Origin of the sequence: Azospirillum sp. B506 (assembly GCF_000333595.1) — a bacterium.
Classification (GTDB): domain Bacteria; phylum Pseudomonadota; class Alphaproteobacteria; order Azospirillales; family Azospirillaceae; genus Azospirillum.
Window position 1 is genome coordinate 1 of the sequence record NZ_BADK01000730.1, and the last position, 22,243, is coordinate 22,243.

General features: G+C 66.2%; 18 protein-coding genes. 8 read left to right on the forward strand and 10 right to left on the reverse strand.

The genetic code is table 11. The annotated features are described in order from the left end of the window. Together I71_RS35130 and I71_RS35135 are read right to left on the reverse strand one after the other, a co-directional pair. Positions 1–777, reverse strand: a 777-nt coding sequence (locus I71_RS35130) for an ATP-binding cassette domain-containing protein (protein WP_148294323.1), incomplete at its 3' end; no start/stop codon positions are given. Next, positions 713–1,270 carry an ATP-binding cassette domain-containing protein gene (locus I71_RS35135; RefSeq protein ID WP_049976250.1) on the reverse strand — a complete coding sequence of 186 codons (558 nt, stop codon included), beginning with the start codon at positions 1,268–1,270 and terminating at the stop codon, positions 713–715. The genes I71_RS35130 and I71_RS35135, both read right to left, overlap by 65 nt. 154 nt (positions 1,271–1,424) lie before the next feature. Here I71_RS35135 and I71_RS22235 point away from each other — a divergent pair, with 154 nt between their 5' ends. Then, complete coding sequence (locus tag I71_RS22235; RefSeq protein WP_049976251.1) at positions 1,425–2,441, forward strand: LysR substrate-binding domain-containing protein; 1,017 nt, start codon at positions 1,425–1,427, stop codon at positions 2,439–2,441. 192 nt (positions 2,442–2,633) lie between these two features. On the opposite strand, the gene I71_RS40035 is transcribed toward I71_RS22235, so the two are convergent. Next, the gene (locus I71_RS40035) at positions 2,634–2,780 is read right to left on the reverse strand and encodes a hypothetical protein (protein ID WP_244433984.1); all 147 of its coding nucleotides are present in this window, start codon (positions 2,778–2,780) and stop codon (positions 2,634–2,636) included. Between the two features lie 135 nt (positions 2,781–2,915). Between I71_RS40035 and I71_RS22240 the strand changes: the two genes are divergently transcribed. Continuing rightward, a complete protein-coding gene (locus I71_RS22240) occupies positions 2,916–4,916 on the forward strand; it encodes a bifunctional diguanylate cyclase/phosphodiesterase (RefSeq protein WP_244433985.1) in 2,001 nt (666 codons plus the stop codon). Positions 4,917–4,944: 28 nt separating this feature from the next. On the opposite strand, the gene I71_RS22245 is transcribed toward I71_RS22240, so the two are convergent. Continuing rightward, on the reverse strand, positions 4,945–6,504 hold the full coding sequence (locus tag I71_RS22245) for a sensor histidine kinase (RefSeq protein ID WP_244433986.1): 1,560 nt from the start codon (positions 6,502–6,504) through the stop codon (positions 4,945–4,947). 324 nt (positions 6,505–6,828) lie between these two features. Then, positions 6,829–7,818, reverse strand: a complete 990-nt coding sequence (locus I71_RS22250) for a BMP family ABC transporter substrate-binding protein (protein WP_042698375.1) — start codon at positions 7,816–7,818, stop codon at positions 6,829–6,831. Between the two features lie 355 nt (positions 7,819–8,173). Between I71_RS22250 and I71_RS22255 the strand changes: the two genes are divergently transcribed. From I71_RS22255 to I71_RS40040, 5 genes are all read left to right on the forward strand, one after another. After that, a complete protein-coding gene (locus I71_RS22255) occupies positions 8,174–8,872 on the forward strand; it encodes an ABC transporter substrate-binding protein (RefSeq protein ID WP_042698378.1) in 699 nt (232 codons plus the stop codon). A 108-nt stretch (positions 8,873–8,980) separates the two neighbouring features. Continuing rightward, positions 8,981–10,546 (forward strand): methyl-accepting chemotaxis protein, encoded by a 1,566-nt coding sequence (locus I71_RS22260; protein ID WP_042698381.1) that lies wholly within the window; start codon positions 8,981–8,983, stop codon positions 10,544–10,546. 505 nt (positions 10,547–11,051) lie between these two features. Beyond that, positions 11,052–11,201 carry a hypothetical protein gene (locus tag I71_RS36275; RefSeq protein ID WP_199902232.1) on the forward strand — a complete coding sequence of 50 codons (150 nt, stop codon included), beginning with the start codon at positions 11,052–11,054 and terminating at the stop codon, positions 11,199–11,201. A gap of 117 nt (positions 11,202–11,318) precedes the next feature. Beyond that, a complete protein-coding gene (locus tag I71_RS22265) occupies positions 11,319–12,365 on the forward strand; it encodes a DUF2252 family protein (RefSeq protein WP_042698384.1) in 1,047 nt (348 codons plus the stop codon). A gap of 326 nt (positions 12,366–12,691) precedes the next feature. Continuing rightward, a complete protein-coding gene (locus I71_RS40040; protein ID WP_042698388.1) occupies positions 12,692–14,647 on the forward strand; it encodes a methyl-accepting chemotaxis protein in 1,956 nt (651 codons plus the stop codon). Positions 14,648–14,757: 110 nt separating this feature from the next. Here the strand turns inward: I71_RS40040 and I71_RS22275 are convergent, their stop codons facing one another. The 5 genes from I71_RS22275 to I71_RS22295 form a co-directional block, all read right to left on the reverse strand. Then, positions 14,758–16,377 (reverse strand): inorganic phosphate transporter, encoded by a 1,620-nt coding sequence (locus I71_RS22275; RefSeq protein WP_244433987.1) that lies wholly within the window; start codon positions 16,375–16,377, stop codon positions 14,758–14,760. Positions 16,378–16,479: 102 nt separating this feature from the next. Continuing rightward, complete coding sequence (locus tag I71_RS22280; RefSeq protein WP_042698394.1) at positions 16,480–17,847, reverse strand: aspartate aminotransferase family protein; 1,368 nt, start codon at positions 17,845–17,847, stop codon at positions 16,480–16,482. 27 nt (positions 17,848–17,874) lie between these two features. Beyond that, a complete protein-coding gene (locus I71_RS22285; protein WP_244433988.1) occupies positions 17,875–19,137 on the reverse strand; it encodes an FAD-binding oxidoreductase in 1,263 nt (420 codons plus the stop codon). After that, on the reverse strand, positions 19,134–19,964 hold the full coding sequence (gene phnX / locus I71_RS22290) for a phosphonoacetaldehyde hydrolase (RefSeq protein ID WP_042698400.1): 831 nt from the start codon (positions 19,962–19,964) through the stop codon (positions 19,134–19,136). Before phnX ends, I71_RS22285 begins: the two co-directional genes overlap by 4 nt. Positions 19,965–19,993: 29 nt before the next feature. Further along, positions 19,994–21,112, reverse strand: a complete 1,119-nt coding sequence (locus tag I71_RS22295) for a 2-aminoethylphosphonate--pyruvate transaminase (protein ID WP_042698403.1) — start codon at positions 21,110–21,112, stop codon at positions 19,994–19,996. Positions 21,113–21,225: 113 nt separating this feature from the next. On the opposite strand from I71_RS22295, the gene I71_RS22300 reads away from it, so the two are divergent. Then, positions 21,226–22,182: a LysR substrate-binding domain-containing protein gene (locus I71_RS22300; RefSeq protein WP_042698406.1), complete on the forward strand. Its 957-nt coding sequence runs from the start codon at positions 21,226–21,228 to the stop codon at positions 22,180–22,182. The last annotated feature ends 61 nt before the right edge of the window (positions 22,183–22,243 follow it).

The following is a 22,243-nucleotide window of genomic DNA, read 5'->3' on the forward strand; positions in this document are numbered from 1 at the left end:
GGCACGCCAGATGCGCGACAGCAGCAACTTCTGCTGGTTGCCGCCGCTGAATCCGGCGGCCGGCCGCTCCGGCTGGAAGGGGTACAGGTTCAGCCGGCGCAACCAGGGCATCAGCGCCGCCGCCTCGCCGCCCGGCCGCAGCAGCCCGCCGCGCGAGAACAGCGTGACGGTCGAGGAGGAGGCGTTCTGGAGCGCCGCCAACGGGCCGAACAGCCCCTCGGCGTGGCGGTCTGCCGGAACATAGCCGACCCCGGCGGCGACGGCCCGCGCGCGGTCGCCCGGCGGCAGCGTCTCCCCCCGCACCGCGAGCGTGCCGGCGGCGACCGGCCGGGCCCCCGCCAGCGCTGCCGCCAGCTCCAGGGCGCCCGACCCGACCAGCCCGGCCAGCCCGACGATCTCGCCGGCCCGCACGGTGATGTCGATGGCAGCGTCCGCGGGTCCCAACCGCAATCCGGTCGCGGTCAGCACCGGGGCGCCCGGCTGCGGCAGCGCGCGGTCGCCTGACTCCACCATGTCGCCCAGCATGGCGCGGACCAGCTCGGCGCGGCTGAGCGAGGCCAGCGGCTCGGCGTCGATCACCGCAACGCCGTCGCGCAGGACGGTGACGTCGTCGGCCAGCGCCTCGATCTCGTCGAACTTGTGGCTGATGAAGAGGACGGCGGTGCCCTCCGCGCACAGGCGGCGGACCACGCCGAACAGCCGGTCGGTCTCGTCATGGGTCAGGGCGGCGGTCGGCTCGTCCAGCACCAGCAGGGTGCAGCGCTTGCCCCAGCCCACGGGCGATCTCCACCAGGTGGCGCTCGCCGACGGACAACCGCTCGACCGGTAGATCGAGGTTGCAGCCAAAGCCGACCGCGTCCAGCCAGACGCGCGCCGTGGCGCGCGGCACCAGGGCCGGCCGGGCGCGCAGCCCCGCCGCGCCTGCGATGGCGAAGGCCGACAGATTCTCCAGCACCGACAGATGGGGGAACAGGCTGAGATGCTGGTAGATCGGGATCACCCCGGCGGCAATCGCCTGCCGCACCCCGGAGAAACGGGTCGGAATGCCGTTCAGCGCGATCCGCCCACGGTCGGGCTGGATCGCGCCGACGACGATCTTCACCAGCGTGCTCTTGCCGGCGCCGTTCTCGCCAAGAAGCGCATGGACCTTTCCCGGCCGCAGCCGCAACGAGGCGTTGCGGAGCGCGCAGGTCGCCCCGTAATTCTTGGCGATGCCGTTGACTTCGAGCGTCCAGTTCTTACCGGGATCGCCCCTTGTCTGTCGTGTCATGGCTGTTCGTGTCACGGTAACCCTCGCGCTTGCCCTGTTTCTTTTGAACTCTGACGGTTCAGTGACGGGAAGCGTGCCGGAGGATACTGGCACTCACAAACGACTTGTTCGGCCCCTATGCATGACCTAGGCTCATCCATGGGAGGCCACGCCGATGCCGAAACGACCGCTTCCGCCGCTCAACACCCTGCGCGGGTTCGACGCCGCCGCGCGCCACCTCTCCTTCACACTGGCGGCCAACGAGCTGCACCTGACCCAGGGCGCGATCAGCCGGCAGGTGCGCGACCTGGAACTGGCGCTGGATTGCCAGCTGTTCCGCCGCATGACCCGGCGCATCGAACTGACGCCGGAGGGGGAGGATTTCGCCCGCACCGTCCGCGATTGCCTGGGTGAGCTGGAGCGCTCGGCGCAGCGGATCGGCCGGTCGCGGACGACGCGCACACTGACCATCTCGATCCTGCCGACCATCGCGTCGCTGTGGCTGATGCCGCGCCTGCATCTGTTCACCCAGGCCAACCCCGGCGTCGAGGTGCGGATCATCTCGTCGATCGAGCCGTCGAACCTGCTGGCGCACGAGGCCGACATCGCGATCCGGGTCGGCCGCATCCCAGGCCGCCGCTATGAGCGCGGACAGCCGCGCATCGACCTGGACATGGTGACGAGCTGGGACGGCGTGCAGGCGGACGAGCTGTTCCCCGACATCCTCCGCCCGGCCTGCGCGCCAGCACTTGCGGGCGAGGCAATGCTGGAGGACGGGCGGCCGGTGGTGCGCCTGCCGCTGATCCACACCTCCAGCCGCCGCCACGCCTGGCCCGACTGGCTGAGGGCGACTGGAGGCCGCGCTGACGGTAGAGAAGCAGGGGGCGAATTGGAGTTCGGCCATTTCTTCATGTCGCTGGACGCCGCCCGCCAGGGCCGCGGGATCGCCATCGTGCCCGACATCCTGCTGGCGCAGTACGACCGCCGCGCCGAACTGGCGATGCCGCTGCCGTCCGAAGTGCGCAGCGCCGGCGAATATTACCTGCTGATCCACGAAAGTCGGTTGGACGATCCCCGAACGCAGGCCTTTCGCGACTGGATCCTTGCGGAATCCCGCAAGGCGCGCGATGGGTTGACGCTCCCGGCCGATCCGAGCATCAGCACGATTGTTTCGCAGCTTTCCGAGCTTTAAAGCGTCGCGCGTGAAAGGCCAATCGACAACCATATCACCTGGAGAATCTTGCCGGCATCAAGGTTGGCTGGCAACCGGTGACGACCGTTGCGTCCCAATGGCCGTCATATAACTTTCATTATTCCGCCATGATCGCACACCCTCCAAGGTAATAATTTGGCACCGTTGGAACAGGTGGGATCTGGGCGGTCATCAATGGAAGCATCCACTGATAACGACATACTTGATGTAATCGAAGATGACGGCCAGATCGGTGACGTGGCGACAGGGCGGGTATGGCGCCTGTTGCTGGTTGATGACGACGAGGTCGTACATGCTTCGACCAAGTACTCGCTTCATGATCTGGAGTTCCTTGGTCGCCGGCTGGAACTGACTCACGCAAAATCAGCAGAGGAAGCCTATGCCATTCTGCGGGAGGATAGCGATTTTGCCGTCATCCTGCTTGATGTCGTAATGGAGACACCGGATGCGGGATTGAAGCTCGTCCGCATTATCCGTGAGGAGCTGAAGCTGACCGCATTGCGGATCATCCTGCGCACCGGCCAGCCGGGCTACGCACCCGAGTTGGCGGTGATCCGTGACTATGACATCGACGATTACAGGACAAAGTCGGAACTGACGCGGAACCGGTTGCTGACATCGCTTTTCACGGCCTTGCGAGCATACAGCCACATCCATGCGCTTGAGATGAGCCGCAAGGGGTTGGAGCGGATAATCGCAGCCTCCGCGGGTCTGTTCCGACGCAGTTCCTTGCGCTCCTTCTGTGAGGGCATCCTGCTGCAACTCGGCGGGCTTCTCGATGTCGAGGCAAGCGGTTTCGTCCTCGCCCGTGTTGCACCTTCGGCGGCCACCAGGATCGGCGACGGCCAGGAACCGCTCATCCTTGCAGCGGCTGGTCCTTTCCGACACCTGTCAGGCACACGTCTCAGCCATGTTGAAGACGAGCCGCTGCGTACTCTGATCGCTTCGGCACTGGAAGAGAAGCGGAGCGTTTATCTTGACAGCGTCACGGTGCTCTATATTCCCGGCCAATCCGGGGATGATCTGGCCATCTACGTCGCAACGGGCCGGGAGATCGGTCCGGACGTTCGGCGCCTGCTGGAGGTCTTCTGCTCCAATGTCGCGCTCGGCTTCGACAATGTTTCCCTCCTGGACGATGTCCGGTCGCTCGCCTACTACGACACGCTGACGGGGTTGCCCAACCGCACCCTGTTCCTGGAGGAGATCGGCAACCGGATTGCGCGCCAGTCCGCATCGAGCGGCGTGCTGGCGGTCCTTCTCCTCGACCTCGACCATTTCCAGTCGGTTAACGACGGTCTCGGTCACGAGACCGGCGACCGCCTGCTGCTGGCGGTCGCCAACCGTCTGTGCTCGGTGTTCAGCGACCGGCACGCGGTCAGCCGGATCGCCAGCGACATGTTCGGGGTGCTGGTCTGGCTGAAACAGCCGCTCGATCACCGGAATCTCGTCCGGGCCATCGAACTGTGCTTCGTCGATCCCTTCGCCATCAACGGGCACCCCATCGACATCCGCATCTCGGGTGGCTATGTCCTGGCCGACGACCAGGAGCCGGATGTCCACAGGTTGGTCCGACGGGCGGGGATGGCGCTGAAGGGGGCCAAGCGCGGCGGGCGTGGCCGCATCCTGCGCTTCGACCCGGCGATGGAGGAGGAACTGAGCGGGCGGCTCTCGCTGGTCAGCCGCCTTGCCGAAGCACAAGCCAACGGGCAGTTCTCCCTGGTCTACCAGCCGCAGATCGCCCTATCGGACGGGATCGCCTTCGGCAGCGAGGCCCTGCTACGCTGGCAGCTGCCGGAGGGAACCTGGGTAAGGCCCGACCAGTTCATTCCGGTTGCCGAAGATGCCGGCCACATCCTCAGTCTGGGCGAATGGGTCCTGCAGCAGGCCTGCCTGCATCAGGTCCACTGGCGCGACGGTGCCGTCGGACGGCTTCGCATGGCGGTCAACGTCTCGGTGCGGCAGTTGCGCGATGGAAGCTTCGTCCGCAGCGCCGACCGCATCCTCTCCGCCTGCAACGCCGAGCCGCGCGACATCGAACTGGAGATCACCGAAAGCCATGCCATGGAGAACGATCAGGTTCTCGCGACAGTCCGGACTCTGCGCAGCATGGGCTTCAGCATCGCCATCGACGATTTCGGCACCGGCTACTCGTCGCTGTCGCGGCTGCAACAGCTCCCCGCCTCCGTTCTCAAGATCGACCGCTCCTTCGTGACGGATCTCGGAACCCTCCCGGAAAGCCGCAGCATTGCCGCGACCATCGTGAAGGTCGGCCACGAGCTGGGAATGACCGTCCTCGCCGAAGGGGTCGAGACGGCCGAGCAGGAAGAGATCCTGCGGTCGCTCGGCTGCGACGCCGCGCAGGGCTATCTTTACGCCAGGCCGATGCCGGCCCAGCAGTTCGAGCGCTGGATGCTGGACAGCGCACCGGTCCATCGGCCCGCAACCGCTTCCTGAACCGGAAGCCCGGGCCGGAACCGGTCAGTCAGGACGGCATGGCCACCGCCTCTTCAGCGGCATCCTGCTCGGACTGTTGCGGAGCCACCAGCGGCAGGACCATCGTAAAGCGGGTACCCTGGCCGATCTGGCTCTCCACCGCCACCACCCCGCCGAGAACCCGCATGACAATCGCATAGACGATGTGCAGGCCAAGCCCGCTGCCGCCCGACCCGAGCTTGGTCGTAAAGAACGGGTCGAAGATCCGCGGCAGAACCGCCGCCGGAATGCCCGCCCCGTCGTCCGCTACCGTCAGGGTCACATGCCGGCCGTCACCCTCCAGCACCGCGGCGATGGTGATGGTCCCCGCCACCGTCGCGTCGGCAAAGGCGTGGATCATGGCATTCGTCATCAGATTGGTCAGCACTTGGCCAAGAGCCCCCGGAAAGCTGTCCATCACGACGCCGGCCGGCAAGTGCAGGTCGAGGGATACCGGAGAATGCCTGTAGGTCGGCCGCAGCATGGCGACGACCTCGCCACAGACGACGTCAAGCTCGAAGCGACGGCGCAGCTCCCCGGTCTGGTCGACGGCCACGCGCTTGAAACGGCCGATCAATTCGGACGCGCGCAGCAGATTGCCGACCAGCAGCTGGCTGGCCGTGCCGAAGCTGCCGGAATAATCCCGGATAACCGAGCGACGCAGCTCCTTTCCCTCGAGAATGGCTTGGAATTCCGAGATCTTTTCGGAAAGCGTCGTCGCGACCGTCAGACCGTTCCCGATCGGCGTGTTGATCTCATGCGCAATGGCGGCGACCATGCCGCCGAGGGCCGCCAGCTTCTCGGAGCGGATCAGTTCGTTCTGCGCCCGCTTCAAGGTTTCCAGCGCGGCGCTCAACTCCTCGGTGCGTTTGGCGACGATCTCTTCGATCACCTCCATATGGCGGGCCTGTTGCTCGATGAACTCCAGTCGCTCCGCCGCATGCTGTTTCAAGGTGCCGAGCGCCGCCGCCATCCGTCCGACCTCGTCGCGGCGGTCGACCCGCGGAATCTCCAGATCGACCCGTCCGGCCGCCAGCACCGCCATACCATCGGTCATCTGACGGATGGGCAAGGTGACGCCACGGACGATGACCGCCAGCAGGCCACACACCGCAGCCAGCAGGCCCAATCCGCTCAAGGCGATGGCCCAGGCCCGGCTGTTGATGATCTGCTCCGCACGCGCGGTCGTCAAGCAAAGCTGCAACTGCCCGATCCGCTGCCCCCCGCCCGGTTCCCCGGCCTGGCCGCCTGCGGCCGGTCTGATCAGGGAAACCTGTTCCACGATCAGCCCACTGCGCGATGGGCCGGCATCCCCCAGCCGGAGGAAGACCGAACCGCCACTTTCGATGATGAGCGCTCCGACGAAGTCAGGGTCTTCGGACAGAGGTCGCAGGATCGCCTGTGCCGCCACCCGGTCGACGTTCCACAGCGCGTCGCCGACCCCACCTGCCAGAAGAGCAACCGTCTGCCGGGCCCTGGCCTCCAGCGCAGTCCGGGCGTCCCGACTGGAAAAGCTGATCGCAACCGCCACCGCCAGACCAACCCCCAGCAGCAGGGGAAGACAGATCATCCCGACAGTCCGCACCATCAGGCTCTCCGACAATGGGGCGCGGATCCGCGCCATAGCGCAGGAAACCGCCGAAGTGCCCGAAGCGGATGAACTCTGCATGGTCACGGCTGGGGCTTTCGGTGCTGGACTGCAAGATCATCCACAGACGATGGCATGGCTATCCTCGATGGTTGCTTGGAACCGGCCGCGGAAGGGATTGCCGGCAAACACGCGGCATTCAGAGTCCGTCCGATGCCTATTGACACATCAGACTGACTCTGAACTTTTTGTTGTGCGTGTAAGTCACGTTTCAGGCGATTCGGCCTGAAACGATCGTACTCCAATTCAGCGGCAGGCGTCGGCCAGTTCGGCGGGCCGCACGGCCAACCTTCCGCCAGCGATGTCCACCGCTGCCGCTTCCAGTCGGGAGACCAGGCCAGCGATCAGGGTGGCATTCGCGTCGTCCCTCGCCCAATCCACACCTTGCTCCGCCAGCCCCAGATACTGCACACCGGCGGTCCATTTGCCCTCATGCGCATCTTTCAAGGCAAGATAGGCGGCGATGTCGACCCGTTTCAGCGCCGATGTCAGGACATGGCCGGGAAACAGGCCATTCTGGTTCGTGTCCACGCCGATTCCCAAACGCCCGGCTGCCGCCATCGTTTCCAGCACGGCGATCCCGGCATAACCGGCGGCGGCGAAAGCGACGTCGGCGCCTTCGGCGACCAGGTGCTCCGCCATGCTGTGCGCGGCGTCCTTGTCCCGGAATGCGTTCGCGTCGCTGCCGAGAAAGCGGCGAAGCAGTCGGGCCGATGGACGGGTCGCCAGCACGCCCTGGACGAACCCGCATTCGAAGCGCTTGATCGGCGGAATCGGCACCGCACCGATGAAGCCGACCGTACCGGTGCGGCTCGCCAATCCCGCCGCCATGCCGACCAGATAAGCGGCCTCGTCCTCGCGGAAGAGAACGGAGCGCACGTTTGGCAGATCGACCCGGCCGTCGATCAGCGTGAAATGCACCTCGGGAAACTCCTGCGCCACCGTCGAAACGGCGCCTTCATTGACGAAGCCGATCAGCAGGATGTTGCGGATTCCATACTGCGCGAAGTTCCGCATCGATTGGACGCTCTCTTCCTCGGTGCGGATGATGTTCTCCCGCGCATCGAGGCCGGTTTCGATCTTGAAGCGCTGCAGGCCGCGCAGAGCCAGTTCGTTGAATCCGCCGTCCGTCTTGGTGTTGTTGAAGATGATGGCGAACTGGCGATCCGCCGGGGTTTCAGCCCGACCGGGTGAAACCATGGCCACGACAAACAGCACGATCAGCAGAAAGGGCATCGGGCTTCGCCTCGTCAGGACCGACCTGGCCGCACTGTCGCAGACCTGCTTTGCGTCGGAATGAATATTGGATGACGGTTTGGTGATGCTCGAAATAAAAATGAAACCCAAATTCAATCACCTCCATATGAACGCGAACAGCAAATGAATAATGAATTTTCCATGAAAAAAACCAAGAGGCTTATTTTGGTAACGGGCAATTAATTAAGCGGAATCGACACTGTCGCAGTGAATTTCACAAAGCGTCCCTCCGCCCTCCTGTCCTGTGCTTGATCCAGGTTCTGGCCGTCCAAGGAGTATTGCCGTGATTGGAAGACTGACAGGTCTCACTCTTTTCCTGACCGGAACCGTCCTGATGTCGGCCGCCGGAGCCAAGGCGGATACGGTTCGCCTGACGACCCTGGAATGGCCCCCTTATTCCGGTTCGCTGCCGGACAATGGCTTCTCCAGCATCGTGGTCCGCGAAGCGTTCAAAGCAATGGGACATACGGTCAGCATTGACGTATTGCCCTGGCAGCGCGCCGTTCACAGCGCCAAGGAAGAGCCCGGCGTCGTTGGGTATTTCCCGGAATATCCGGCGGAACTCGATGGCTTCGCCCTTTCCGACCCGATCGGCGACAGCCCGCTCGGCCTGATCGTTCCGGCCGGTGCCAGGATCGCCGACACCAGCCCCTCCGGCCTGGCCCACCTGAAGCTGGGCGTGGTCAATGGCTATGTGAATGCCAAGCCGGTGGGCGATGCCATAGCGGCAAACGGCCTGAAGCCGGAAGCGGTGGTGGACGATACCACCAACATCCGCAAGGTCGCCGCCGGCCGGATCGAAGCGGCGGAAATCGACCGCTATGTCTTTTCCTACCTGATGCGCAACACCGCAGAACTGAAGCCTCTTCAGGACAAGGTCGAATTCGGCCCGATCCTCGAAGCGAAGACGCTGCACGTCGCCTTCAACACCAAGCCCGAAGGGCAGAAGTGGGCTGCGATCTTTGCCGAAGGACTGAAGAAGATCGACATCGGTACCCTCCAGAAACAGCACCTGTCGGCGCTCACGCAATAGCGGTGTCCCCCGGTCAGCCCCCGCTGCAATCCCGGAGACAGGGGCAGTCTCGAAGATGATGGACGGGGTCCCGGCATCGCCGGGGCTGCCGGGTCAAAAGGAGTAGCGATGTTCGGACTCTACCGCCGCAATCTTACGGTCCGCGTTCTGTTGCCGATCGCCGCCCTCTTCGTCGCTCTCGCCCTCGCCACGATGACCGGCGTCGCCTACATGAACATGACCATTGCCCGCAACGGGCTTACGGAACGGGCGCAGATGATCGCGACGGCTCTTGCCGGGGGGGCTGGTGAGGCCCTGTGGAACATGGATGGCAGTGCGGCGTCGGCCCTACTTGCAGCATTGTCGGCCGATCCCGACTATGTCGGCAGTTCCATCAAGGATAAGGACGGCAAGGTCTTCGCCGCGCACGGCGCCACGGCCCCGCAGTCCGAGACCGGGATCGTGGGCACGGCTCCCGTGACGCGCAGCGAGGGCGCGAAAGCGACAGAGATCGGAACGCTCCAGGTCAGGCTGTCGACCCAGCGCATCCAGAACGACATCCGCACGACCACGGCGATCATCGCGCTGGCCGCTCTGCTGTCGGTCCTGGTGATCTGCGGCGTCCTGGGCGCCATCGTCCGAACCGTCACCCGTCCGATCGCACAGATGACCCGTGTGATGAGTATACTTGCCGCCGGAGAAACCGACGTCGACGTTCCGGCCACCGGCCGGGAGGACGAGGTCGGCAAGATGGCTTTCGCCGTACAGACCTTCCGGGAAAACGCCATCGAGCGGCGCCGGCTGGAAGCCGAGCAGTTGCGCCTGCGCGAGGAAGCCGAACGGCAGCGTCAACACGCGCTGACCTCGGTCGCCGAAACCTTCGACCGCGATGTCGGGCGCCTGCTGACGGACGTCAACAGGACATCCTCGTCCATGGGCCTGTCGGTCGGCGAGGTGGCGGCCAGTGCCGGCGAGAATGCCACGGTCAGCCAGACTGTCGCCCACACGTCGGAGGAGGTCAGCAGCAGCGTGCAGACCGTGGCCGCGGCTGTGGAGGAGCTGGCCGCGTCGATTCGCGAGATCTCCATCCAGGCGCAAAGCTCGCAGGCCGAATCGCAGGGTGCCAGCCGACAGGTCGCCGCCACGGTCGATCTCATGAACCGGCTCGTCGGCGATGCCGGTCGGATCGGAGACGTTCTGACCCTCATTACCTCCATCGCCGGGCAAACCAACCTGCTGGCGCTGAACGCCACCATCGAAGCGGCGCGGGCGGGCGAGGCCGGCAAGGGTTTCGCAGTGGTCGCAACCGAGGTGAAGAATCTTGCGGGTCAGACCGCCAAGGCGACTGAGGAGATTTCCGCCCTGATCGGGGCGATCCAGGCATCGACCGGGGATGCCGCCGGCAAGATCGGCGATATCTCGCGCGTCATGGACCAGTTGAACAGCATCAGCGCGTCGATTGCGGCAGCCGTCGAACAGCAGAATGCGGCGACGACGGAAATCAGCCGTGCCGTCCAGCAGGCCGCCCAGGGCACCGAGCGCCTGCGCCTGAATGTTCACACCGTTGCCGGCTCCGCGCAACGCAACGGCACCGCGGCTGCGACCCTGCATGGCGGCATTCAGGAACTGGAACGCAGCGTTCATGAACTCCAAGTGCAAGTCGACCGCTTTGTCGGGACATTGCAGGCTGGCTGAGCGCGCGGAATACAGGCAAAGTTTATGAGGAGGATGACGCCCGACTGTGTGGAACTGATGACCAGGATGCTCGGGGGACCGGTGGTTCTCAGAACATTGGGCGCAGCGGAACGCCGCCAATGCAACGATCTGGTCAGCCGCGGATGGGTCACGATCAGCGACGGCGCCTTCAGCCTCACCAAATCCGGATATACTCTGGTGGCCGGACTCGACGGTCCCGATGGCGAGAACCGAGATCGTTCGGATGTCGTTTCGGCAGCAGGCCCAAATGCATCTTCTGCCCGGCGATGCTGAGGGCTACCGGACGGTCCGCCTTGAAGCTTTGAGGTTACATCCGGACGCTTATGGTTGCGATGCCATCGAAGAAAGTGCTTGGACCGTCGTCAATTCGCCCAACATCTTGTCACCTGCGGTGTGTTCGGCGGCTTCCCTGACGGGTGGACGATCAAGGACAAGCAGAAGAACACGATGACGCTTGCCGGCGAGACCGCCCCGGGCGGTGACGATGACAGTGCCGATCGAGCCACCGGTTGCCTTGTCCAACCGGGGCGGCATCATCACCCTGCTCGACGCCAAAAGCATCAAGGTCCATGGTGTCGCCTACACCAAGGCCAAGGCCGGCCAACCCGGACGGACCATCCCGTTCCGGAACTGAAGGCCGTTGGCGGATCGGCACGAAGGCATGGGGTCAGGCCGGGCTGGCCATCGCAGCCGAGCTGGTCCGGAGTGCTGGTCCGGCTCTCTTGCAGCAATTCGAGCGGGAGAAGGATGGATGTCCCCACCTGACCTGACCACCTCCATCGACCGCTACGAAGCCGCACTCCGGGCGCATTTCGGCACGGCGTTCCGCCTGGATGATCTCGACCTCAAGCATGACAAGATGCGCAAGAGCGCCTTTCTTTTCCTGCGCGCGACCTGCTGGCGCTGGGCCGAATGCGCGGCGGCGCTGTGCCCGGACCTGATGGGGGCGCCGCTGGCGGCCTCGGTCGGCGATGCCCATGCCGCCAATTTCGGATTGTGGCGCGACGCCCAGTTCCGGCTGGTCTGGGGGATCAACGATTATGACGAGGCCGCCCGCCTGCCCTACGCGCTCGATCTGGTCCGGCTATGCGCCAGCATCCTGGTGGCTGACGACGGGCTGGACGCCGGTCAGCTGGCCGACACCCTCCTGGACTCCTACAGGAAAGCACTGATGACCCCGCAACCGATCGTCCTGGAGGGCGATCGGCTCTGGCTGCGCGCCCTGTTCGAGGCAACGAACGACGATCGCATCAGGTACTGGAACAAGCTCCGTGACGCACAACCCGCACCGGTCGAACCGCCTGAATTCGAAGCCCTCCTGCTTGCGGCACTGCCGGGCGACCTGTCCGACCGGAAGATCGCACCCCGCACGGCCGGCGCCGGCGGTCTGGGGCGACCGCGCTTCGCAGCCTCCGGCATCTACCGCGGCGGCCCCGTCGCCGTCGAGATCAAGGGCGTGATGCCATCCTGCTGGGCCGCGGGTCGGGAAGCGGGACTGGCGCAGCGTATGGCAACCGGGCAAAACCGCTCGCCGGACCCAACGCTCGTCTATGGTGCCGGCCATGCCGTCCGACGGCTGTCACCCAACGACCGAAAGCTCGACTTCGACGAAATCAATAAATCCCATCGCAACAAGCTGGTCGTCGCGATGGCGGCCGAGCTGGCGGCGGTCCACGCCGCCGATGCCGATGTCCACACCATCCGCCGCCATCTCCGCCGGCAGCCGGAAGACTGGCTCGCCGACGCGGCACAGACCGTGGCGGATTGGACGGTCAAGGAATGGCGCGGCTATCGCTGATCCCTTATGCGGACCGATAGATCCCGATCCCGCGGCGCGCGGCGCGCGGCGCGCGGCCGACACGCTCGGTTCGACACTGCCCGCAAAGGGCAATAATACTTCGACAGTTCAGGCGTCGAGAACAGGCTGCGTTTTGAGCAATCATTGAATCATTCAAAACGGAACTGCACGTCAAACAAACATCCAGTGCTCTGCCATGAAAGTTTAATTCGACTTCAAAGTCTCATTGCCCGTAACTCCCGACCGAAAACCGCTTTGATCATAGGGTGATCGGAAGAGAAGCGGGACACATGCCTTGCCGTCCCCGGATGGCTGCGGAGAGTGAGATGATTGCTGTTTCGGCCGAGCGTGGCGGTCGTAAAAGATCCAAATTCGTCTACAAGATCCTGATCGCAGCATCCCTGCTGATGATCGTCGGCATCGGCGCTCTTGCCACCTTCAGCGCCTCCATTGCGGAGCGCACGCTGTTGCAAGGCGTGGAATCGCAGGTGCGATTGGTCGGCCAATCCGCTTCGATCAACATCGCGACTTGGCTCGAAGGCCGTCAGCGTCTCCTCGAAAATCTCGCCGAAGCGATCCAGGTCAATGGCGCGACGACCGGCGTCGATAGCTTGTTGCGGTCGAAGGCATTGACCGACAGCTTCTCCCCGGTCTATTTCGGTCGCCAGAACGGCGTCTTCATCCGTGAACCCAGTGCGACGTTGCCGGATGGGTATGACCCGCGCAAGCGCGGTTGGTACGAAAGCGCCGTCGGTGAAAAACGGACAGTGCTGACGAAGCCCTACCTCAGCGCCTCGACCGGGCGGCTGACAATGACCATCGCGCGCGCAGTCGCCGGCACCGAGGGATTGGCCGGGGTGGCCGGCGCCGACCTTGATCTGTCGCGGGTTACCGATTTTCTCAGTGGCATGGCTTTGGATGGCAACGGCTATGCCTTCCTCATGGACGCAGACGGCACGGTCCTGGTCCATCCCGATGCCTCCAAGGTTCTGAAGAAGCTGGATCCTGCCGTCGATCCGACACGGGCCGGCCAGTTCTCCATCGACGGTGCCGCGATGACCAGCTTCTTTCCCATCAAGGGGCTGTCCTCAGCCCAATGGTATGTCGGCATCACCATGGATCGTGCCAAGATCATGGCGCCGCTGAACGATTTTCGACGCATCTTGACCCTGTCGGTCATCGGAACCGTCATGGTGTTGCTGGCGATGGTGGGGGCGCTGATCTATCGCCTCGTCGCACGGCCGATCACCCAGATCACCGCGGCGATGCGCCGGCTCGCCGATGGCGATCTGGCGTGCGACATCCCCGCGCAGGGGCGTTCGGACGAGATCGGAGCGATGGCCGAGGCACTGCTCGTCTTCAGGCACAACATGGCCGAGAATGTCCAACTCGCTGCCGAACGGGAAGCCATGACGGCCCGCACCGAGGAGGAGAAGCGCAAGTCCATGCTCCTGCTCGCCGATGGCTTCGAAGACGCTGTCGGCGGTGTCATCCAGGCTGTCGCCAAAGAGGCCGAGGAGATGGAGCGCCGGGCGCAGGACATGACCCGCGTTGCCGACCACACCGGCCAGTTGGCGGGCACCGTCACCGCCGCCACCGAACAGACCTCGGCGAATGTCCAGACGGTGGCGGCCGCCACGGAGGAGCTGTCCATTTCCATCGGCGAGATCAGCCGGCGGGTCGGGGATTCGTCGAAGATTGCACACGATGCCGTGGCTGTTGCCGATCGGGCCAACGGAAAGGTCGAAGGTCTGGCTGCGGCGGTCGAGCGCATCGGTGCGGTGGTCGAGCTGATCAACTCCATCGCCAGCCAGACCAATCTGCTCGCGCTCAATGCCACCATCGAGGCCGCCCGTGCCGGTGAGGCCGGCAAGGGGTTCGCGGTCGTAGCGAGCGAGGTCAAGCAACTCGCCAACCAGACGGCCAAGGCCACCGAGGACATCGCAAACCAGGTCGCCACCGTTCAGTCGGCAACCGCCGAAGCGGTTCAGGAAATCAAGCAGGTTGGACGCATCATCGCCACCATTGACGAAGCGTCCACCTCCATCGCCTCGGCGGTCGAGGAACAGGGGGCGGCCACCCGCGAGATCAGCCGCAACGTCCAACAGGCGGCTCAAGGGACGCAGGAGGTTGCAGAAAGCATTGCCGGCGTGAATGCCGCGGCCAGCCAGGGCAACACAGCCGCCTTCGAATTCCTGCAAACCGTGCGACAGCTGTCGGCTCAAGCCGAGACGCTCAGAGGCGAGGTCAACTTCTTCCTTGCGGGCGTCCGCAACCGTTGAACTGAGTCGATGTAGCGGACGGCCCTTCCACCACATCAGCTCAGCTCAGCTCACCCCGAGGCACGAAAACAGTTGGATGAAGCACCTTCCCGTCTTTCGGCATGCAAGGCTCAGAACAAATGACGGAGGAGGTAGTACAGCACGCCGGCCAAGGTCATGGCTGCCGGCAACGTCAGCACCCAGGCCATTGCCATGTTGCGCACGGTGCTCCATTGCAGACCGGAGCCGTTCGCCGCCATGGTGCCGGCGACGCCGCTCGACAGGATGTGGGTGGTCGACACCGGCAGGCCATAGACCTCCGCCAACCCGATGGTGGCAGCGGCGACGATCTCCGCCGAGGCGCCCTGGGCGTAGGCCAGATGTTGCTTGCCGATCCGCTCGCCGACAGTGACGACGATGCGGCGCCAGCCGACCATGGTGCCAAGCCCGAGCGCCACCGCAACCGAGAACTTCACCCAGTCGGGAATGAAGCGGGTGCCGGCGTTCAGTGCCTCCCGATAGGAGTTCAGCGTCTTCGCTTCGTCATCGGGCAGGCTGGCGCCGGCCTTCGACAGCAGACGGACGGCATCGGCGGCCAGATACATGTCGTTGCGCATGTTGGACGTCGCTTCCGCCGGCACATGCTTAATGGCGCCGTAGCTCTGCACGCCCTGCGCGATGTCGGCGGACAGCACGGCGAGCGCGCCATAGACCTCCGGCCGGTTCAGCTCCTTCGTCCGCAGGGCGTCGCCGACCATCCCCCTCGCCTCCTCCGCCGATGCCGGCTGCCGCCCGTCGGCATGCGAGCGCAGGACCGCTTCGGCCCGGTGGGTCGTCTCCAGGAAGGCCGGGGTGGTGCCGTCGGGCATGGTGCGGTTCAGCGCATAGGCGGTGGGCACCGCGCCGATCAGGATCAGCATGATCAGCCCCATGCCCTTCTGCCCGTCATTGCCGCCATGGGCGAAGGACACCGCGGTGCAGGTCAGGATCAGCACCCCGCGGATCCACAGCGGCGGCGGGCGGCTGGGATCGGCTGGCTCGAACAGGCGCCGGTTGCGGACCGCGTGCTTCAGGACCAGCAGCAGCACAGCGGCCAGGACGAAACCCATCACTGGACTGAACAGCAGGGCCTGCAGCACGCCGAAGGCCTGCCCCCACTCGACGCCGGAAGTCGCCTGCCCGTCCGGCGCCATCAACTGGTTGGCGAAGCCGACGCCGATGACCGAGCCGATCAGGGCATGGGAGGAGCTGTTGGGCAGCCCCAGCGCCCAGGTTCCCAAATTCCAGACGATTGCGGCGACAAGCAGGGCGAAGATCATGGCGTAGCCGGCGCTGCTGCCCACTTGCAGGATCAGCTCCACCGGCAGCAGGGTAATGACACTGTAGGCCACCGCGCCCGACGAGAGCAGCACGCCCAGGAAGTTGAAGGCGCCCGACCACAGCACCGCCAGAATCGGCGGCATGCTGTGGGTGTAGATGACGGTTGCGACGGCGTTGGCGGTGTCGTGGAAGCCGTTGACGAACTCGAAGCCCAGCGCGATCAGCAGAGCCAAGCCGAGCAGCAGGAAAGCTCCGATCGCCAGCGGCGGCTGGTCGACCCGCTGCAGGTCGGTGACGAAGCCATGGACCGCATAGCCGAGACCGGCGGCCAATACGACGAGGAACGCCACCGGCAGGACGGAATGTGGCTTCTTGTGCAGATCCGGGCGGTGCGACGAAGGCACGCCGGGAGGCAGTGTAGTGTCCGTCACGGTCAGCCTCATTTGGTTGTCTGACGCCAGAGGTGGCCGGTCGAACAACCACCATCGCGATGGGATGGTTGCTTAAGCTCTTGAAAATTCATGCAAGCGTCATCATGCCATTGTCGCGATCGCCTGGGCAACGATTGCCAGTGCCTGCTCCAGATCGGCTTCGGCAATGGTCAGCGGTGGGGAGAGGGTCAGAACCGTTCCCTGCGAGATCTTCAGGCTGACACCGGCAGCCAGTGCCGCGTAGAAAGCCGCCTCCGCCCGATCGCTACCGCTGCGGCCGTCATGGTCGGCCAGTTCCACCCCGATCAGCAGTCCGGCACCCCTGATGTCGGCGATCCCCGGCAAGGCTGCGGTCAGTTCGCGAAGGCGATCCAGCGCATGGGTGCCCAAGGTCGCGGCGCGGTCGGCCAACCCTTCATCCCGGATGATGTCCAGGGTGGTCAGGCCGGCACGGGCGAGCAGCGGGTTCTTTTCGTGGGTGTAGTGGCCGAGCGCACGGTCGGCGGCGACGTCCAGTCCGGGACGGGCAATCACCGCGGCCAAAGGCAGCATGGCTCCGCCCAGCGCTTTGCCCAGTACCAGGATGTCAGGCCGCGCACCGAACGGCTCGTGGCTGAACAGGCTGCCGGTCTTGCCGAGGCCGGTCGGAATTTCGTCGAAGATCAGCAAGGCGCCGCCATCATCGCAGGCCCGCCGTACCTCCGCCCAGAAGCCCGGCGGCGGCACATAGGGCACGGCACGCACCGGCTCCGCCACCACGGCTGCGACGTCCCCCTCCTTCTCCAGCACATAGCGCAGCATGCGTGCGCAGGTCATCCGGCAGGCGGCGAGGTCGGGACCGCCGCCGGGGGCGGGGTCGAAGCCATAGGGACAATGGGCGCAGGCGAAGGGTGCCACATGCTCGGTCCCCGGCAGCAGCGGACCGATCCCGTGCGAACGGAACAACGCTTCCCCGCCGACAGCGGAGGCACCGAAGCCGGCGCCGTGGAAGGCGTCCCAGAAGGAGACGGTCTTGAAACGGCCGGTGGCGACACGGGCCAGCTTCAGCGCGATCTCGATCCCCTCCGACCCGCCGGGCGCGAACAGCACGCGGCTGCCGGGACCGGTCGGAGCGATTGCGGCCAGCCGCTCCGCCAACTCCGCCGCCGGTTCGCAGGCGAAGCGGCGCGGCGCGAAGGACAGCTCGTCCATCTGCGCCTTCAGCGCCGCCACCAGCCTTGGGTGGGCGTAACCGATGTGATGGACGCTGTTGCCGTGGAAATCCATGAAACGACGGCCGTCCATGTCCTCGATCCAGATGCCCTCGGCCCGGCGGATCGCCGACAGGCAGGGGGTGGACAGGGACTGTCTCAGAAAGGCGCCGGCATCGCGCTCCACCAGCGCCCGGGATTTGGGGCCGAGCGCCTCCGCCATCCAGCGTGCCCGTCGCGGCCCCAGATTGACGTCGCCTTCGGAACGGTCGGGCTGCATCCTGTCATCTTTCGGTTGGTTGGCCCGTCAGCCGGCGGTCTTGCCGGACCGCGCGGCGGCGCAGGCGTCGCGCAGCGCCTGGGAGAAGGGATCGACCGGGCCGAGCCGGCCGGGTGCGAAGGGAGCGAGGTCCACCGCTCCCGGCCGGCCAAGCACCGCTGCCGCCATCGCCCGGCCGATGCCTCCCGACGCTGCGATGCCGGCGCCGCAGCAGCCGGTCGCCATGAACAGCCCCGCCACCTCCTCGACCGGCCCCAGCACGAAGCGGCCGTCGGCGGTGTAGGTGGACAGGCCGGAAACGTAATGGGCGATCCCCGCCTCGAGCAGCGGCGGACAGAGCCGCGCCAACGCCTGCCAGCCCTCCTCCAACGTTTCCAGGCCACCGTCGGAATCACCGAGATCGAGCCCGGCCGTGTCGGGGGGAAGCAGCAGCGGATCGAGCGCCAGCGACCGGCGCCCGCGCAACCCGAACAGCAGCGCGCCCAGGTCCGGCCGGGCATAGGCGCCGGCATCGGGCATGACCAGCACCGGCAGGTCGCGGGGAAAAAGATCGGGCCGGGGTTCGGTGATCCAATACTGGCTGCACACCGGCGCCTGCGGCAGCCCGACCCCGGCGGACCGGGCCAGTCCTGCCGCCCAGGCACCGGCGGCATTCACCACGACCGGTGCGGCGATGAAGCCCTGGTCGGTCTCCAGCCCGGCAATGCGGCCACGATGCAGCCGGAGCGCCTGGACGGACAGACCGGTCCTGATCCGAACACCGGCGCGGCGGGCGGAACGGCGGTAGGCGTCGGCCAGCCGGACCGGGTCGATGAAGCCGTCCAGCGGCATGAGGGCGGCGCGCCCGACAGCCTCCGCCGACAGGCAGGGGGCGAGGCGCGCAGCCCCCTCCCCCTCCAGCCATTCCACCGGATCGCCACTGCCGGCGACCAGGGAACGCAGGGACTCGACATGCGCCGGACTTGCGGCGACATGCAGAGTGCCGACCCGCCGCAGCCCGAGATCCTCACCCAGTTCCTGTTCCAGGCTCGCGATGGCGTCATAGGTGTCCCGCACCAGCGCCGCCGTCGCCGCATCGCCGCGGGCCCGTGTCAGCAGGGCAGCCGCCCGTGCCGTGGCCTGGGTCGAAGGCGGATGACGGTCGACCACCAGAACCGACCGGCCGCCGTCAGGTCCCAACGCTCGCCCAATTGCCCAGGCGACGGCCAATCCCAGGATGCCGGCACCGACCACGACAATGTCGGCGTTGTCGATGGCGGCCCTGCCCATAGCGGCCGGGGCCGTGTTCACGGCTTCTCGCCACGCGCCAACCGGGCCTCGATGGCATCGAGCAGCGGCAGCGCCTCGGCCAGCGACCGCACCACGTAATGGGCGCCGGCACGGGCCAGCCGGTCGGATGCCGTGGCATGCAGCGCGTCGCGCCGCTCGGGCGCCAGCGCCTGCCAGTCGGCAAGCGGCAGGCCGACCTCATTGCCGGTGTCGGCGACCGCGATGGTCCACATTCCCGCGTTCAGCCCCTCCTCGACATCGACGACGGTGTCGCCGATCTTGACGCAGGACTCCACCGGCGAGATGGACAGCTCGACGACGCAGCGCAGAGCCATCGCAGGACCGGGCCGGCCGGCCGGTGTCTCACCGGCGCAGACCGTGATGTCGGGCGTATAGCCCTGCGCCGCCGCCACCCGCTGCACCACATCCATCACCGGACGCGGATAGCCGGTGGTCGAGCCGATCTTCAGCCCGCGCGCCCGCATGGCGGCGACCGTCTCCGCCGCACCGGGGATCAGGTCGGAATGTCGCGCCACCACCTCCACCTGAAGCGGCAGGAAGGTCTCATAGAGGCGGTCGACATCGGCGTCGGTCGGGGCGGCACCATGGACGGCGGTCCAGGACTCGGCCACCGGCCCCATCCGGGTGATCGCCTGGATGTGGTGCCATTTGGCCATGCCCATCGGACCGCGCGCCTGATCCAGCGTGATCGAGACGCCGGAGCGGCGGAAGGCTTCCATGAAGGCGCCCGCCGGGGCGAGGCAGCCATGATCGACCGTGGTCCCGGCCCAGTCGAGGATGACGGCCTGGAGCGGGCCGGTGTAGCGGCGCGAGTAGACGAAACTCATCGGATCGGGCTTTCGAGCAGGTGAAACAGTCAGGGAGCACCGGAGGCGACGCCCATCTCGGACAGGGTGTTACGGATGGCGGCGATGGCGGCGGTCATCTCCTCCGCTCCCAGCCGGCCGATGCAGCCGATGCGGAAGCTGTCGGCCACCGTCAGCTTGCCGGGATAGATGACGAAGCCGCGCTCCCGCAGCCGGTCGTAGAAGTCGGCGAAGACGAAGGCCGGGTCGGCCGGCATGCGGAAGGTGACGATGATCGGGGCTTGCAGATGGTCGGGCAGCAGCGTCTCGAACCCCAGCGCCCGCATGCCGTCGATCAGGATGGCGGCGTTGGCGCGATAGCGGGCGCCGCGCCCCTCGATGCCGCCTTCGTCCTCATGCTCGTCGAGTGCCTGGGCGAAGGCGGCGACCACATGAGTGGGTGGGGTGAAGCGCCACTGCGCGTTCGCCTCGAAGCCGCGCCATTGGTCGTGCAGGTCGAGCGACAGCGAGTGTGCGTTGCCCTTGGCAGCTTCCAGCGCATCGCGGCGGGCGATGACGAAGCCCATCCCCGGCACCCCCTCCAGGCATTTGTTGGAGGATGCCGCGACCGCGACGGCACCGAGCGCCGACATGTCGAGCGCCAGCGCCCCAAAGGCGCTCATGGCGTCGATCAGCAGGGCGCGGCCGCGGGACCGGGTGATTTCAGCGACAGCCGAGATCGGGTTGAGGATGCCGGAGGTGGTTTCGCAATGGACGACGGCGACATGGCTGATCGCCGGATCGGCGCCGAGCACTTCGGCCAGGGCGGTGGGCGACACCGGCAGATCCTCTGCCGTCTCCAATGCGGTGACGGACCGGCCGGCCACCTCGGCGATGCGGACCATGCGGGTGCCGTAGGCGCCGTTGACCAGCACCAGCAGCCGGCCGGCGCGCGGCACCAGCGTGCCGATCATCGCCTCCACCGCGAAGGTGCCGGAACCCTGGACCGGTACCGCGACATGGCTGTCGGCATTGCCGCCGGCCAGCCTCACCAGCCGGTCGCGGATGCCGGCATTCAGCGCGATGAAGCGGCCGTCGCGCGATCCCCAGTCACGCAGCATCGCCTGTTTGACGGTGGCGGAGGTGGTCAGCGGACCGGGAGTCAGCAGGTAGGGCACAGTGTCAGGCATCAGGGAAAATCCCGCAGGAGAAGGGAAACCGCGACTGTCGGAATGGCCCCATGACGCCGGTTCGCCTATCATAAAGCCAATCCATTCGACCTATGGGTCCATAGATGAAATCAATGAATTTCGCCCAGCTCCGTGCCTTCCATGCGGTGGCGACGGAGGGCGGCTTCACCAAGGCGGCCCGCCTGCTGAACGTGACGCAGCCGACCTGCTCGCAGGAGGTGAAGGCGCTGGAGGAGACCTATGGCGTCACCCTGTTCGACCGCGGCAACCGTCAGGTGGCGCTGACCGAGACCGGTACTGCGCTGTTCGCCGTCACCCGCCGCCTGTTCGCGGCGGAGCAGGAGGCGATGGAACTGCTGGCCGGGGTGCGGCATCTGGATGGCGGCACGCTGGCGGTGGGCGCGGACGGGCCGTTCCATGCGGTGCCGCTGATCGCCCGCTTCACCCGCACCCATCCGGGACCGACGGTGACGCTGGCGGTCGGCAATTCCCGGACCATGCTGGAAGGGCTGATGGAAACGCGCATCGACGTGGCGGTGCTGGCCGACGTGCCGGGGGATTCACGGCTTTTCGTGCTGCCCCTGCGGCGCGATCCGGTGCGGGTGTTGGTGCCGAAGACGCATCCGCTGGCACGGCGACGGGCGGTGGCGCTGAGGGATCTGGCAGCGGAACGGCTGGTGCTGCGCGAGCCGGGATCGATGACCCGCCGGCTGGTCGAACGGACGCTGGCGGCGGCGGAGGTCACGCCGGCCGCCCTCATCGAGATTCAAAGCCGTGAGGCGGTGGTGGAGGCGGTGGCAGCGGGGCTGGGCATCGGCTTCACCTCGGCAGCGGAATTCACCGGCGACGGTCGGCTGGTCCTGCTGCCGATCGCCGGTACCGAGATCGAGATGGACGAATATGTGGTCTGCCTGCGCGAACGGCGCCGGCTGGCGGTGGTCCGCGCCTTCCTGGATCTGGCGCGGGAGGTGGGCGAAGCCAGCGGCCTCAGCGCCGCCGCCATGCCTGGGTCCGCGCCTGCAACGCCCGCGACAGCAGGGCATGCAGCGCCCGCACACCAGCGGAGGTGAGGACGATCATCATTGCCATGGCGGCGGCGCCGGCCACTTCGCCGGCGTCGTCCATGTTCAG